Here is a 13,212-nt window from a genome sequence, read left to right on the forward strand (position 1 = left end):
TTAGGCGCGCGGAAGGCAGGAGGAAAGCACGGCCGGGGCTTCCCTCGCGCCGGTCGCGGGGCAATAACGCTGACATGACCGACTCGATCTCCCTCCCCGCCCATCACTGGCCCATTCTCGAACCCGGCTGGGTCTGGCTCTGTGGCGCGGGTCCGGGCGATCCGGGCCTTTTGACCCTGCACGCGCTCAACGCGCTGCGGCAGGCCGACGCCATCGTCTATGACGCGCTGGTCGACGAACGCATCCTCGACTGGGCGCCGGAGGCCGAAAAGATCTATGCCGGCAAGCGCGGGGGCAAACCCTCGGCCAAGCAGCGCGACATCTCGCTCAGGCTGGTCGAGCTGGCCCGCGCCGGACGGCGGGTGCTGCGGCTCAAGGGCGGCGACCCCTTCGTCTTCGGTCGTGGCGGCGAAGAGGCGCAGACGCTGGTGCAGCATGGGGTGCAACTGCGCATCATTCCCGGTATCAGCGCCGGTATCGGCGGGCTGGCCTATGCCGGCATTCCGGTGACGCATCGCGACGTGAACCAGTCGGTGACCTTCGTCACGGGGCACGACCAATCCGGCTCTGCGCCCTCCTCGATCGATTGGGGCGCGATCTCGCGCGGCAGCCAAGTCATCGTGATCTACATGGGGATCAAGCATGCTGCGCAGATCGCGCAGGCGCTGTTGGGCGCCGGGCGCGACCCGGCCGAGCCCGTGGCGGTGGTGGCGGGCGCCACCACACCTTCGCAGAAGGTGCTCGAGACCCGGCTCGACCGGATGGCCGAGGACATCGCCCATACCCGGCTCGAACCCCCGGCCATCATCTGCATCGGCCGTGCCGCGCTGATGCGGCAGGTGCTCGACTGGCAGGGGCAGATCGCGGGCGAGGCGCCGCGCGACCTCGACCCGCTGGGGCGCGGACGGCCCGCCGAGCAGGGCTGATGCCCGGCCTGCTGATCGCCGCGCCGTCCTCCGGCTCGGGCAAGACCACGGTGACCCTCGGGCTGCTGCGGGCGCTGTCGCGGCGGGGTGTCGCGGTCAGAGGCGCGAAATCAGGGCCCGATTACATCGATCCGCGGTTTCACGAGGCGGCCTGCGGTGCGCAGTGCTTCAATCTCGATGCCTGGGCCATGGGCGAACAGCGGCTGCGCGCGCTGGCCGGCGACGATGAATTGCTGGTGGTCGAGGGCGCCATGGGGCTGTTCGATGGCGCGCCGCCGGATGGGCGCGGCGCCAGCGCTGATCTTGCGCGGCTCTTCGATCTGCCGGTGGCTCTCGTCGTCGACGCGGCGCGCATGGCGCAATCGGTGGCCCCGCTTGTGGCGGGCTTCGCGGGATTCGATCCTAGGCTGCGGATCGGCGGCGTGATCCTGAACCGGGTGGGCTCCGCTCGACATGAGGCGATGCTGCGCAGAGCGCTGACACCGATCTCGGTGCCGGTGCTGGGCGCGCTGCCGCGTGATGCCGCCTTGGCGCATCCATCGCGACATCTGGGGCTCGTGCAGGCGCATGAGCGCCCCGATCTCGAGAGTTTCCTCGACATGGCGGCGGGGCTGGTCGAGCGGCATCTCGATATTGATGCGCTGCTCGCGCTGTCCGAGACGGCCGCACCGCGCCCTCAGGTATCCGCCCCCTCCATGGCTCCGCCCGCGCAGCGCATCGCGGTGGCGCGGGATGCAGCCTTCGCCTTTGCCTACCCGCATCTCCTTGAGGATTGGCGGGCCGCCGGAGCTGAGATCCTCCCTTTCTCGCCGCTCGCCGACGAAGCGGTGCCCGAGGCGGATCTCGTTATGTTGCCCGGTGGTTACCCGGAGCTTCACGCTGGCCGATTGGCGGCAGCCCAAAACTTCATGCAGAGTCTTCGCATCGCATCTTACAATACTGATATTTATGGAGAATGCGGCGGCTACATGGTGCTTGGCCAGGGACTGACAGATGCCGAGGGTGCGGTGCACCGCATGGCCGGGCTGCTCGATCTTTCAACTTCCTTCGCACAGCGGCGGCTGCATCTGGGGTACAGGAACGTCACAGCGGATCGAGGGCCATTCGCCGGCGATTGGTCGGCGCACGAATTTCACTACGCCACGACGCTTTCCGCGCGGGGCGATGCGCTCTTCATTGCCCGCGACGCCGAGGGAACGGCCCTGCCGCCGATGGGGCTGCGCGCAGGGCGGGTCTGTGGCTCCTTCGCGCATCTGATCGATCGCAGGTGACAGGAGCGGCGGTGACCGCTACCGGTAATGCATGACAGACGCACCCATCACCGACGACCGCCGCGCCAAACGCAACACCGCGATCCTCGCCGCAGCGCAGGCGGTGTTGGGCGCGCAGATGCCGATCCTCTTCGTGATCGGCGGGCTGGTGGGGGCGGAGTTGTCGCCCAACCCCTGCCTCGCGACGCTGCCGATATCGCTGATCGTCTTCGGCTCGATGACCACTGCACCTTGGATTTCGCCACTGATGCAGCGACGCGGCCGTCGCGCGGGCTTCGTAATCGGCGGGCTTGCCGGTGCGCTTGGGGCGGCGCTAGGCGCGCTGGGCCTTCTGATGGGCTCCTTCGCGGTGCTGCTGCTCGGCTCCTACGTCACTGGCATCTACATGTCGGCGCAGGGCTTCTACCGCTTTGCCGCCGCTGATTCGGCCTCGGATAGCTTTCGGCCAAAGGCGATCTCCTGGGTCATGGCGGGCGGGCTTGGCGCCGCGATCATCGGTCCGCAACTCAACAAGGTCGTGCTCGACGCCCTCGCGGTACCGTTCCTGGGCAGCTACCTCGCGGTCGTGGCGCTCAACCTCGTGGGGCTTACCCTGTTCCTCGGGCTCGACCTGCCGCGCGGCACGACTTCGGACCCAACGGTCGCTCCGACCCCTGCCCGGTCCCGCCGGACTTTGCTACGCGAGCCCGGCATTCTGGTGGCGATCCTGTGCGGCATGATGGCGTTCGGCCTGATGAACCTCGTGATGACCTCGACGCCGCTGGCGGTGGTCGGCACGGGGCACGGGCGCGGCCACGCCAACGACATCGTCTCGGCCCATGTGCTGGCGATGTATCTCCCCTCCTTCTTCACGGGTCACCTGATCGCCCGCTTCGGCGCGGCGAACGTCGTCGGGGCCGGGCTGGCGCTTCTCGGGCTTGCCGGGCTGACCGGTCTGGCCGGCACCGGCCTACCGATGTTCTACGGTGACCTGATCCTGCTGGGGCTGGGCTGGAATTTCGGCTTCATCGGCGCGACGGCGATGCTGACCGCAGAGCACCGGCCCGAAGAGCGCGGACTGGTTCAGGGCCTCAACGACACGATGGTCTTCGGCTTCGTCACCTTCGCCTCGCTCTCCTCGGGCGGGCTGATGAACTGCTCGGGCGGGCTTCCCGCCCAAGGCTGGCTTTCGGTCAATACGGCGATGTTCCCGGGGCTGGCGCTGGCGGGCGGCGCGCTCGTCTGGCTGCGCTGGCGCCGCCGCGCGATCACCAGCGCCCCGTAACCGCCTTCAACGCCAGCGCCGCCGCGCTTGCCGCAGGCCCGGGGACCAACGCGCCGCGGGCCGCGCGCCCGGGATCGGCCACCGCCCGCCGCAGGATGCCTTCGGCCTGCCATGCCGCGCGCAGCGCCGGGATCGCCGGTTTCGACAGGCGCGCCCCTCGGGCATCGCGCAGGGCGTCTAGTCCGCGCCGGGCGAATTGCGCCACTGCCTCGGGCCGCCCGTCGACAAGCGGACGCTTGCCGCGCTCCTCGAAGCCCGGGATCGCGACGAACCACAGCGCGACGCCGTGACCGAAACCCAAACGACGGATCGCGGCCTCTTCGTCAGCCTTCGCGCCCAGCGCCTTGGCCGAGAGCCACATCAGCGCGCCAGCCGTGGCGTCGAGATGCGCATCAAGCTCGGCCTGATTTTCGAACGGATCGGAATAGATGTCCCAGCGCCGGGCTGCGACCAGCCTGTCGAGCGCAGCCTCCGGCAGATCTGCCTCCCGCGCCACCTGCGCCAGAGGCGTCGCCACCTCATGCGCGCGCACCGGCCCGCCGCCCGCGATCTGCTCGACCACGTCACGCCACCATTGCAGCCGCATCTCGGCGATCATCGGCTCCTTGGTCACGAAGGGCGCACGCGCCACCTCAAGGTTGAAGGCATAGAGCGGAAACAGCTTCTCGCGCGCAGCCGCGGGAGCGGCCATCGCGGCCCGAAAACGCTCAGGATCTCCGCGTTCGACCAGCCGCGCGCAGGCTTCCAGGCTCATGCGATCCCCCGTTCATCTTTCCTGAAATACGCGCTCACGACCTCAGCGCCGCGCGACCGGCTCGGCCTTGTCGCGCACCAGCTTCCAGCGGATGGCGTCGACCAGCGCGTCGAAGCTGGCATCGACGATGTTGGCCGAGACGCCGACCGTGGACCAACGGTTGCCGTCGCCATCCTCGCTGTCGATGATGACGCGGGTGACCGCCTCGGTGCCGCCATCGGTGATGCGCACCTTGAAATCCACCAGATGCACGTCGTCGATCACCGATTGGTAGGGGCCGAGATCCTTGCCCAGCGCCCGGCTGAGCGCGTTGACCGGGCCGCGATCCGAACCGTCCGGCCCGGCGCTTTCCGACACGCTCATCACCTTCTCGCCGCCGATCTTCACCACGACGACCGCCTCCGAGAGCGACACCATCTTGCCGCGCTTGTTGCGGCGGCGCTCGACGGTCACGCGATAGCGCTTGACCTCGAAGAAGTCCGGCAGGCGCCCCAGCTCGTCCAGCGCCAGAAGCTCGAAGCTGGCCTGCGCGGTGTCGTAGGAATAGCCGCGCGATTCCTGTTCCTTGATCCGGTCGAGGATGCGGGCCAGCGCCGGGTCGCCCTTTTCCACCTCGATGCCCGCCCGGGCGAGACGTTCGCGCAGGTTCGACTGCCCGGCCTGGTTCGACATCGGCACGATGCGGCTGTTGCCGACCAGCGAGGGTTCGACATGCTCATAGGTCGAGGGGTTCTTGGCGATGGCCGAGGCGTGCAGCCCCGCCTTGTGCGCGAAGGCCGAGGCGCCGACATAGGGCGCCTGTTTCATCGGCACGCGGTTGAGAATGTCGTCGAGGAGCCGCGAGGCGTGGCGCAGCCTTTTCAGCGCCTCGAAGCTCACCCCCGTCTCATAGGCCGAGGCGTAGGGCTCCTTGAGCAGCAGCGTCGGAATCAGCGTGGTCAGATTGGCATTGCCGCAGCGCTCGCCAAGCCCGTTGAGCGTGCCCTGGATCTGCCGGGCCCCCGCTTCGACGGCGGCGAGCGAGCAGGCTACGGCTTGTCCGGTATCGTCGTGGCAATGGATGCCGAGGTGATCTCCGGGGATGCCGGCCGCGATCACCTCTCGGGTGATGGCGGCGATCTCGTGCGGCATCGAGCCGCCATTGGTATCGCACAGCACGACCCAGCGGGCCCCGGCCTCGTAAGCGGCGCGGATCGCGGCGAGGCTGTAATCCGGGTTGGCCTTCCAGCCGTCGAAGAAATGCTCGGCGTCGAACAGCGCCTCGCGCCCCTGCGCCACGATATGGGCGATGGAGTCGCGGATATTGGCGAGGTTCTCGTCGAGCGTGATGCCGAGCGCCGTGGTGACGTGGAAATCATGCGCCTTGCCGACAATGCAGACCGACGGCGTGTTGGCGTTCAGCACCGCGGCCAGCACCTCGTCATTGGCGGCCGAGCGCCCGGCGCGCTTGGTCATACCAAAAGCGGTCATCGGCGCACGCGTCGCCGGGGCGGTCTCGAAGAACTCGCTGTCCGTGGGATTGGCGCCGGGCCAGCCGCCCTCGATCTGGTCGATGCCGAGCGCGTCGAGCGCCTCGGCGATCTGGATCTTCTCGCGGGTCGAGAACTGGACGCCTTGGGTCTGCTGCCCGTCGCGCAGCGTCGTGTCGTAGAGATAGAGCCGGTCGGTCACGATTGCTCCCCCAGCTTGGCGGCGTCGAAGCCGGGCCCGGGCTGCCAGCTCGCCTGCCCGCCCATGTCGGTGACCTGCACGCCGGCGGCGTTGAGGATATCGCGGATGCGGTCGGCCTCGGCCCAGTTCTTGGCGGCGCGCGCCTGCGCCCGCTGCGCGAGAAGCGCGGTCACCGCGGCATCGACCTCGGGCGCGACCTCGGGCCCGGCATCGGCGCCCGCCAATTCGGCCAGCGCGTCCCAATCCTCGATCAGCCCCATCAGTTCAAGCGCGACGGCGAAGGGCACCAGCTTGGCAGGCGTCCGGGCTTGCGCCAGCACATGCATCCGCGCGATCGCACCGGGGGTGTTGAGATCGTTCGCAAGCACGCCGAGGAACTCTTCGTCCATGACCCAGTCGCCCGAGGCCTTGAGATCGCGCACCATCTTCGCGGTGAAACCATGCGCGTGCAGGACCCCGTACCACTTGGCCAGGGTCGCCTCGGCCTCGGCGCGCTTTTCTTCGGTCCAGTCCATCGATTTGCGGTAATGCGTGCCGAGCGTGACGAGGCGGATCACCTCGCCCGCGACGCCCCGATCCAAGAGGTCGCGCACGGTGAAGAAGTTGCCCAGCGACTTGGACATCTTCTTGCCCTCGACCTGCAACATCTCGTTATGCATCCAGATCCGCGCGAAATCGCCCTCGGGATGGGCACATGCGGATTGCGCGATCTCGTTCTCGTGGTGCGGGAACTGCAGGTCGATACCGCCGCCGTGGATGTCGAAGCTTTCGCCGAAGAGCTGGTACGACATGGCCGAGCATTCGATATGCCAACCCGGTCGCCCGCGCCCGACGCTTTGGCCTTCGATCACGGGCCCGTCCCAGCCCGGTTCGCCGCCGGTCGAGGGTTTCCACAGCACGAAATCCATCGGGTCGCGCTTGTAGGGCGCGACCTCGACCCGGGCCCCGGCGATCATGTCCTCGACATCGCGCCCCGAGAGGCGGCCATATTCGGCATAGCTCGCCACCGAGAACATCACGTGGCCTTCGGCGGCATAGGCGTGGCCCGACAGCGCGAGGCGTTCGATCATCGCGACCATCTGGCCGATATAATCGGTGGCGCGCGGCTCGTGATCGGGGCGCAGCGCGCCGAGCGCGTCCATGTCCTGATGGTACCAGAGCACCGTTTCCTCGGTGATCTCGCGGATCGGGCGGCCGGTGGCCGCGGCGCGGGCGTTGATCTTGTCGTCGACGTCGGTGAAGTTGCGCGCATAGGTCACGTGGTCGCGGCCATAGACCTCGCGCAACAGCCGATAGAGCAGATCGAACACCAGCACCGGGCGGGCATTGCCCAGATGCGCCCGGTCATAGACCGTCGGCCCGCAGACATAGAGCCGAACGTTGTCCGGATCGATCGGCGTGAGCTCCACCTTGCGGCGGGTCTTGGTGTCGTGCAGGCGGATCGTCGTCATGTGGGCCTCGCAGGCGGTGACGCCGGCGGGCTGATCCTGTGTTCCATCGGGGAAACGTGAGAGCGGCCCGCGTGACGCAAGTCAGCAGGAAATGATGCAGCCGATAATGTTGCTCGTGCTCGTCATGGCATGCGATCTAACAGCCGGGCCGCGCCGCGTCCAGCGTCTCGGGCGATTGACAGCACTGCATCCGCACGGCCTTTTGGGCGCCATGACAGTTTCGCATCGCATCACGCATATCACCGGCGGCGGCTCGGATGGCTGGGACCTTTTCCGCAAGGCCCGCCGGATGATCGCCCAAGGCCGTCCCGTCATCGAACTGACCATCGGCGAACATGACATCCGCACCGATCCGCGGATCCTCGACGCCATGGATGCGGCGGCCCGCGGCGGCCATACCGGATATGCCGCGGTGCCGGGCATTCCCGATCTGCGCGCCGAAATCGCGGCGCGCGTGACGGTGCAAAGTGGCATCGAGACCACTCCCGAGGAGGTGCTCGTCGTGCCTGGGGGGCAGGCCGGGTTGTTCATGGCGCACCACGCGACCTGCGATGTCGGCGACGGCGCGCTCTACATCGACCCCTACTACGCGACCTATCCCGGCACGATCCGCGGCGCGGGCGCGGTGGCGCTCCCAGTCGAAGCGCGGGCGCGCGACGGCTTCGTGCCGCGCGCGGCCGATATCGAGGCCGCGATCGCAGGCTTCGACGGGCGGATGCGCTCTCTGCTTCTCAACACCCCCAACAACCCTACTGGCGCCGTCTATGGGCGCGAGGCGCTGGACGAAATCGCGGAACTCTGCACCCGGCGTGACCTGTGGCTGATCTCCGACGAGGTCTATGAGGGTCAGGTCTGGGAGGGCGAGCATATCAGCCCGCGCGCCCTGCCCGGCATGGCCGAGCGCACCCTGGTCGTGGGTTCGATGTCCAAGGGCCATGCGATGACCGGAAGTCGGGTCGGCTGGATCGTCGGACCCGGCGAGGCGATCGCGGCGCTCGAGGATCTTGCTACTCACATGACCTACGGCATCCCCGGCTTCATCCAGGACGCGGCGCTGGAGGCGCTGCGGATGGGCGTGGGGTTCGAGACGGAGGTGGCCGCGCCGTTCCGGCGACGGCGCGACATCGCGGCGCGGCTGCTGGCGGCGCAGCAAGTGGTGCGCGCGGTGCCGATGCAGGGTGCGATGTATGCCTTTCTCGACATCCGCGCGACCGGCCTCGACGGCGAGGGCTTTGCCGATCGGCTGCTCGAGGAACGGGGAATCGCCGTGATGCCGGGCGAAAGCTTCGGGCGGGCGGCAGCGGGCCATGTGCGGGTCGCGCTCACCGTCGATGATGGACGGCTCGAGCATGCCTTGGGCGAACTGCTGGCTCTCGCGGCGCAGCTGGCACGAAAAAGGGGGTCGGAACCGACCCCCCTGACCGCCTGAACGGTCATGTTCCGATCGAAGCCGGCCCGGCCTCATGCCGGGCCGGTTCCGGATCAGAACTGGTAGGACACGCGCGCGGCGGCGGTAGTCGCGTCAAGATCGTTCTCGGTGTCGCCCAGATCCTCGAACTCGTGCTGGAGGATCTCGCCGCCCACCACGATGTTCTCGGTGACCTTGTAGTCGACGCCGGCACCGTAGACGTAGCCGTCGAACTGGTCGTCGCCGGCGACTTCGTCGGCGGTGTAGGCGCTGGCGTAGCCGGCGGTCACGTAGGGCATGAAGGCGCCCGCGTCGTAACCGGCGCGCAGCTTGGCGGCGGCAACGCCGTCGATCTCGGCGCCAGCGTCCTCGTCACCGATCTCGGTGCCGACATAGGAGAGTTCACCACCCATCACGAAGCGGCCGAAATCGTAGTTGTAGCCGACCTGGCCACCGTAGATGGCGCCATCTTCGTCGAAGCCGAGGTTATCGGACTCGGACTGGCCGTAGCCGAGCTGGCCACCGGCGTAGAAGCCGGTCCAGTCGGCGCTGGGCGCGACGACGGGGGCGACGGCCACGGGGGCCGCGGGGGCGACGGGGTCAGCGACGGGCATGGCCAGACCGCCGGCGAGGGCGGGGGCAGCTGCGACGCCGAGAACAACGGCGAGGGAGGAAGTCGAGAATTTCATTTGTAGCTCCTGTTCCTTCATTCCCTGGACGCACGTGTTTGGGAGGTGGCGTCCAAGGCGAACGGCCGGAAAATCTCCGGCGCGTCCGGCCTAGAACACATGAACGAAGCGGAAGTTCGAGCCCATTGCAGAAAAATGCACAGCCCTGTCGCAGCAGCTCGGCGGAACCCTGCTGAGGCTCTGGGCGGATCAGTGCCGGGCGCTGTCGCGCAGCACACTGAGCACTGCCTCAGGTTGCACGTCGGATGTGACGAAGGCTTGACCGATACCGCGCGCCAACACGAAGCGCAGCTTGCCATCCTGCACTTTCTTGTCCTGACGCATCAGCCCGAGCAGCGCTTCGGCCGGTGGCAGATCGCCGGGGATCGCCCTGAGATCGGCGCGCATGCCCATTTCGGCCAGATGTGCGCGGACCCGGGACGGGTCTTCCTGCGCGCAGAGCCCGAGCCGGGCGGATAGGTCGAAGGCCAAGGCGCAGCCGATCGCCACGCCCTCGCCGTGCCGGAGCCGGTCGGAATAGCCTGTCGCCGCCTCGAGCGCGTGGCAGAAGGTATGGCCGAGATTGAGCAGCGCCCGGTCCCCCTGCTCGGTCTCGTCGCGCATCACGATCTCGGCCTTCATCTCGCAGGACCGGCGCACCGCCTCGAGCCGCGCCGCGGCGTCGCCGTCGCGCAGGCTGGCACCATTGGCCTCCAGCCATTCGAAGAAGGCCGCGTCGCCCAGCAGGCCGTATTTCACCACCTCGCCATAGCCCGAGAGGAACTCGCGCTCGGGCAAGGTGTCGAGAAGGGAGATGTCGGCCAGCACCATGACCGGCTGATGAAACGCCCCGGCGAGGTTCTTGCCCTGCGCGGTGTTGATACCGGTCTTGCCACCAACCGAGCTGTCGACCTGCGCCAGTAGGGTGGTCGGGATCTGCGCAAAGCGAATGCCGCGACGGGTGATGGCCGCGGCGAAGCCCGCGAGATCGCCGATCACGCCGCCGCCGAAAGCCACGACCAGATCGCCGCGTTCGACCCGTTCCTCGATCAACCATTCGGTGGCACGGGCCAGCCCCTGCCAAGACTTGGTACCCTCGCCCGGCGGCAGCGCGAGACTGACCGACTCGATGCCCTCCACCGCGAGCCCCGCCTCGAGCGCGCCCAGATGCTCCCGCGCCACCGTCTCGTCGGTGATGATCGCGACCCGTCGGCGTCGCAGCAGCGGCTTGAGCCGCTGCCCGGCTTGCGCCACGAGCCCGGCCCCGACATGGATGTCATAGGCACGGCCCGGCAGGTCGACGCGAACCGTGGCAATGCGCGAGGCGGTTGCGAAAGCGTTCATGGGCGGGTCTCCAGTATATCGGGCCGCTGCGCGAGCGTCTCGATCACGCGGTCGGTTGTGGCCTCGATCGAATCGCCAGGCCGGGCGACGAGGCGCATCGGCGCCTCCGCATAAATCGGGCGCCGCTCGTCGAGCAGCCGGGACAGCGTGCCGCGCGGGTCGGGGGTGCGCAGAAGCGGCCGGGTGGATTTGTGACGGACCCGCTCCCAAAGCAGGTCGAGATCCGCGTCGAGCCAGAGCGCGGCGCCCCGCGCCGCGATCGCGTCGCGATTGCGCGGGGCAAGAAAGGCACCACCGCCGGTCGAGACGACGCGTGGCCCGGCCTCGAGCAGCCGCTCGAGCACCTCGCTCTCGCGGGCTCGAAAGAACGCTTCGCCGTCGCGCGCGAAGATCTCGGCGATGGAGCATTTGGCGGCCTCTTCGATGGCCGTATCGCTGTCGACGAAGCCGCAGCCGAGCCGGGCCGAGAGGGCGCGGCCGATCGCGGTCTTGCCGGAGCCCATCATGCCAACCAGCACCACCGGCCGGCGCAAACGCATCGCGCTGCCGTCGCCGCTCCTGCGCGCCTTTCCTGCCGCCATAATGCCCCCGTCGCGGCCCGACCGGCGGGCCCTCGCAAATTCCTGCCCTGAATGACGTGATCTCGGCCGAAAGACCAGTTATGAATCGCTGGCAAGAGGCGGCGCGCGGCCGCCCGTGACCCGGGGCAAGAGGACGAGCGGGATGTTGAGACGATTGATCTGGGCGCTGGTGAAAGCGGCGTTGATCCTCGTGGTGCTGGCGGCTCTGGGCCTGCTGGCCTACGCCTATGTGGGGCCGATGCTGTTCCCCGCCGATTTCGCGGCCCCTGTGTCGGAGGTGGTGAAACCCGTCACCATCGAGATCGGGCGGTGAGGAAGGCGGGCCTCCTTCTCGCGCTGGTTCTGGGTCAGCCGCTGCTGGCGCAGGATGCCGAAACCGGCGGGGAACCGCTGTCGGCGATCGACTGGCTGTCGCGCTCCGTCGCCCCCAATCCGACCCCCGCTCCGACGGTCGAGCCGCCCGTGGCCGAAAGCGCGGCCGCGCCGCAGGTCTCGGTTCAGCCACTCGATTCGCGTTCGCCGGACGCGGTCGGCCTCGTCGCGCCGCGCATTTCGGGACTGCCACGCGGGCTGTGGTCGGCCAGCGAGCAGGAGCGGCTGGCGGCGCTAATCGCCGCGCAGAAGCTCGACACCCTGCCCGCCATCGAGCAGCTCATGCGGCTCTTGATGGTTGCCGAGGCTGACCCGCCCGCGGATGCCGATGCCCGCGGCACCCTGTTCCTCGCCCGGATCGACCGGCTGCTCGAAATGGGCGCTCTCGAACCTGCGGCAGAGATGTTGGTTGAGGCCGGTCCCGACGATCCGGACCGCTTCCGGCGCTGGTTCGACACCGCGCTGCTTACCGGCGAGGAGACCCAAGCCTGCCACGCAATGCGCAACAAGCCGACCATCGCCCCCACCCGCCCTGCGCAGATCTTTTGTCTGGCCCGTGACGGCGACTGGCAGGCGGCAGCCCTGACGCTGAACTCCGCGCGCGCATTGGGCGAGGTGACCGATGCCGAGGACGCGATGCTGTCGCGCTTTCTCGACCCCGATCTCTACGAGGGCGAGCCGCCGCTGGCAGAGCCCGAACGGGTGACGCCGCTGGTCTACCGCCTGCGCGAAGCGGTCGGCGAGGCGATGCCCTCTGGCTCCCTGCCCCGCGCCTTCAGCCACGCGGATCTGCGCCCGACCAAGGCGTGGCGCGCCCAGATCGAGGCGGCGGAGCGGCTGGCGCGGCACGGTGCCATCGAGCCGGCGAGGCTGTTCGGCATCTATACCGACCGGGTGCCAGCCGCGTCCGGCGGCATTTGGGACCGCGCCAGCGCCGTTCAGGCCTTTGACACCGCGCTTCGAGAGGGCGACACGATGGCCGTGGCCGACAGGTTGCCGGAGGTCTGGGAAGGCATGCGCGAGGCGCGTCTCGGCACGGCCTTCGCCCAGCATTTCGGCCCGCAGATCGCCGAGATGGACCTGCCGGAGGACGTCGCCGAGACCGTCTTCACCATTGGCCTGCTCGGCCCCGACTACGAGGCCGTAGCCTTGGGACACGAACCGCGCGACGCGGAGGAGGAGATGCTCGTCGCCTTGGCGCGCGGCCTGCCCGAAGGGACGCGAGCCGACCTTGCCCCCGAGGACGACCCGATCTCGCTGGCGCTCCTGAACGGGTTCGAGGCGGAGCAGCCGTCCGAGGCGCTGGTGCAGATGATTGATGAAGGCCGGGTCGGCGAGGTGATCCTGCGGGCAATCTCGTTGATCGACGAGGGCCGGGCCGGCGATACCGGCGCTCTGAGCGAGGGGCTGGCGGCGCTGCGCGCGGTCGGGCTCGAGGACCCGGCGCGCCGCATCGCACTGCAGATGCTCATCTTGGAGCGCGACGCGTGAGTGATGCGGCG

12 protein-coding genes are annotated in these 13,212 nt (G+C 68.6%); 6 read left to right on the forward strand and 6 right to left on the reverse strand.

Features of this window, described 5'->3' with window-relative positions:
* Nucleotides 1–74 precede the first annotated feature (74 nt).
* From cobA to LOS8367_RS15455, 3 genes are read left to right on the forward strand one after another with little or no spacing between them, the layout of a single operon-like run.
* Nucleotides 75–926, forward strand: coding sequence for a uroporphyrinogen-III C-methyltransferase (gene cobA, locus LOS8367_RS15445; protein ID WP_085897438.1), 852 nt, complete (start codon nucleotides 75–77; stop codon nucleotides 924–926).
* Complete coding sequence (locus LOS8367_RS15450) at nucleotides 926–2,197, forward strand: cobyrinic acid a,c-diamide synthase CobB (RefSeq protein WP_085897439.1); 1,272 nt, start codon at nucleotides 926–928, stop codon at nucleotides 2,195–2,197. The genes cobA and LOS8367_RS15450 overlap by 1 nt, the downstream gene beginning before the upstream one ends.
* Before the next feature lie 31 nt (nucleotides 2,198–2,228).
* Nucleotides 2,229–3,461 carry an MFS transporter gene (locus tag LOS8367_RS15455; RefSeq protein ID WP_085897440.1) on the forward strand — a complete coding sequence of 411 codons (1,233 nt, stop codon included), beginning with the start codon at nucleotides 2,229–2,231 and terminating at the stop codon, nucleotides 3,459–3,461.
* Here LOS8367_RS15455 and LOS8367_RS15460 read toward each other — a convergent pair.
* Genes LOS8367_RS15460 through cysS form a run of 3 tightly spaced genes read right to left on the reverse strand, consistent with a single transcriptional unit; the run spans nucleotide 3,445 to nucleotide 7,337 of the window.
* On the reverse strand, nucleotides 3,445–4,215 hold the full coding sequence (locus LOS8367_RS15460) for a squalene/phytoene synthase family protein (RefSeq protein WP_085897441.1): 771 nt from the start codon (nucleotides 4,213–4,215) through the stop codon (nucleotides 3,445–3,447). The genes LOS8367_RS15455 and LOS8367_RS15460 overlap by 17 nt on opposite strands.
* A gap of 42 nt (nucleotides 4,216–4,257) precedes the next feature.
* Nucleotides 4,258–5,886, reverse strand: a complete 1,629-nt coding sequence (gene cimA, locus LOS8367_RS15465) for a citramalate synthase (RefSeq protein ID WP_085897442.1) — start codon at nucleotides 5,884–5,886, stop codon at nucleotides 4,258–4,260.
* Nucleotides 5,883–7,337, reverse strand: a complete 1,455-nt coding sequence (gene cysS, locus LOS8367_RS15470) for a cysteine--tRNA ligase (protein ID WP_085897443.1) — start codon at nucleotides 7,335–7,337, stop codon at nucleotides 5,883–5,885. The genes cimA and cysS overlap by 4 nt, the downstream gene beginning before the upstream one ends.
* 211 nt (nucleotides 7,338–7,548) lie before the next feature.
* On the opposite strand from cysS, the gene LOS8367_RS15475 reads away from it, so the two are divergent.
* The gene (locus tag LOS8367_RS15475; RefSeq protein ID WP_085897508.1) at nucleotides 7,549–8,766 is read left to right on the forward strand and encodes a pyridoxal phosphate-dependent aminotransferase; all 1,218 of its coding nucleotides are present in this window, start codon (nucleotides 7,549–7,551) and stop codon (nucleotides 8,764–8,766) included.
* Between the two features lie 53 nt (nucleotides 8,767–8,819).
* Here the strand turns inward: LOS8367_RS15475 and LOS8367_RS15480 are convergent, their stop codons facing one another.
* The 3 genes from LOS8367_RS15480 to LOS8367_RS15490 all read right to left on the reverse strand — a co-directional run bounded on the left by LOS8367_RS15480 (nucleotide 8,820) and on the right by LOS8367_RS15490 (nucleotide 11,338).
* Nucleotides 8,820–9,434 carry an outer membrane protein gene (locus tag LOS8367_RS15480; protein WP_085897444.1) on the reverse strand — a complete coding sequence of 205 codons (615 nt, stop codon included), beginning with the start codon at nucleotides 9,432–9,434 and terminating at the stop codon, nucleotides 8,820–8,822.
* A gap of 189 nt (nucleotides 9,435–9,623) precedes the next feature.
* Entirely contained in the window at nucleotides 9,624–10,757 is a 1,134-nt protein-coding gene (aroB, locus tag LOS8367_RS15485) for a 3-dehydroquinate synthase (RefSeq protein WP_085897445.1), read from the reverse strand.
* Complete coding sequence (locus LOS8367_RS15490) at nucleotides 10,754–11,338, reverse strand: shikimate kinase (RefSeq protein ID WP_085897446.1); 585 nt, start codon at nucleotides 11,336–11,338, stop codon at nucleotides 10,754–10,756. Before LOS8367_RS15490 ends, aroB begins: the two co-directional genes overlap by 4 nt.
* A gap of 142 nt (nucleotides 11,339–11,480) precedes the next feature.
* Here LOS8367_RS15490 and LOS8367_RS19105 point away from each other — a divergent pair, with 142 nt between their 5' ends.
* Together LOS8367_RS19105 and LOS8367_RS15495 are read left to right on the forward strand one after the other, a co-directional pair.
* Nucleotides 11,481–11,651 carry a hypothetical protein gene (locus LOS8367_RS19105; RefSeq protein WP_165761491.1) on the forward strand — a complete coding sequence of 57 codons (171 nt, stop codon included), beginning with the start codon at nucleotides 11,481–11,483 and terminating at the stop codon, nucleotides 11,649–11,651.
* On the forward strand, nucleotides 11,648–13,201 hold the full coding sequence (locus LOS8367_RS15495; protein ID WP_106535087.1) for a hypothetical protein: 1,554 nt from the start codon (nucleotides 11,648–11,650) through the stop codon (nucleotides 13,199–13,201). The genes LOS8367_RS19105 and LOS8367_RS15495 overlap by 4 nt, the downstream gene beginning before the upstream one ends.
* Nucleotides 13,202–13,212: the final 11 nt, after the last annotated feature.

Source organism: Limimaricola soesokkakensis (assembly GCF_900172345.1).
GTDB lineage: Bacteria > Pseudomonadota > Alphaproteobacteria > Rhodobacterales > Rhodobacteraceae > Limimaricola > Limimaricola soesokkakensis.

Coding starts and splice junctions, on each gene's coding strand:
- LOS8367_RS19105 (WP_165761491.1), top strand. CDS start 11,481: ATGTTGAGACGATTGATCTGGGCGCTGGTGAAAGCGGCGTTGATCCTC.
- LOS8367_RS15450 (WP_085897439.1), top strand. CDS start 926: ATGCCCGGCCTGCTGATCGCCGCGCCGTCCTCCGGCTCGGGCAAGACC.
- LOS8367_RS15455 (WP_085897440.1), top strand. CDS start 2,229: ATGACAGACGCACCCATCACCGACGACCGCCGCGCCAAACGCAACACC.
- LOS8367_RS15490 (WP_085897446.1), bottom strand. CDS start 11,338: ATGGCGGCAGGAAAGGCGCGCAGGAGCGGCGACGGCAGCGCGATGCGT.
- cobA (WP_085897438.1), top strand. CDS start 75: ATGACCGACTCGATCTCCCTCCCCGCCCATCACTGGCCCATTCTCGAA.
- cysS (WP_085897443.1), bottom strand. CDS start 7,337: ATGACGACGATCCGCCTGCACGACACCAAGACCCGCCGCAAGGTGGAG.
- LOS8367_RS15475 (WP_085897508.1), top strand. CDS start 7,549: ATGACAGTTTCGCATCGCATCACGCATATCACCGGCGGCGGCTCGGAT.
- LOS8367_RS15480 (WP_085897444.1), bottom strand. CDS start 9,434: ATGAAATTCTCGACTTCCTCCCTCGCCGTTGTTCTCGGCGTCGCAGCT.
- aroB (WP_085897445.1), bottom strand. CDS start 10,757: ATGAACGCTTTCGCAACCGCCTCGCGCATTGCCACGGTTCGCGTCGAC.
- LOS8367_RS15460 (WP_085897441.1), bottom strand. CDS start 4,215: ATGAGCCTGGAAGCCTGCGCGCGGCTGGTCGAACGCGGAGATCCTGAG.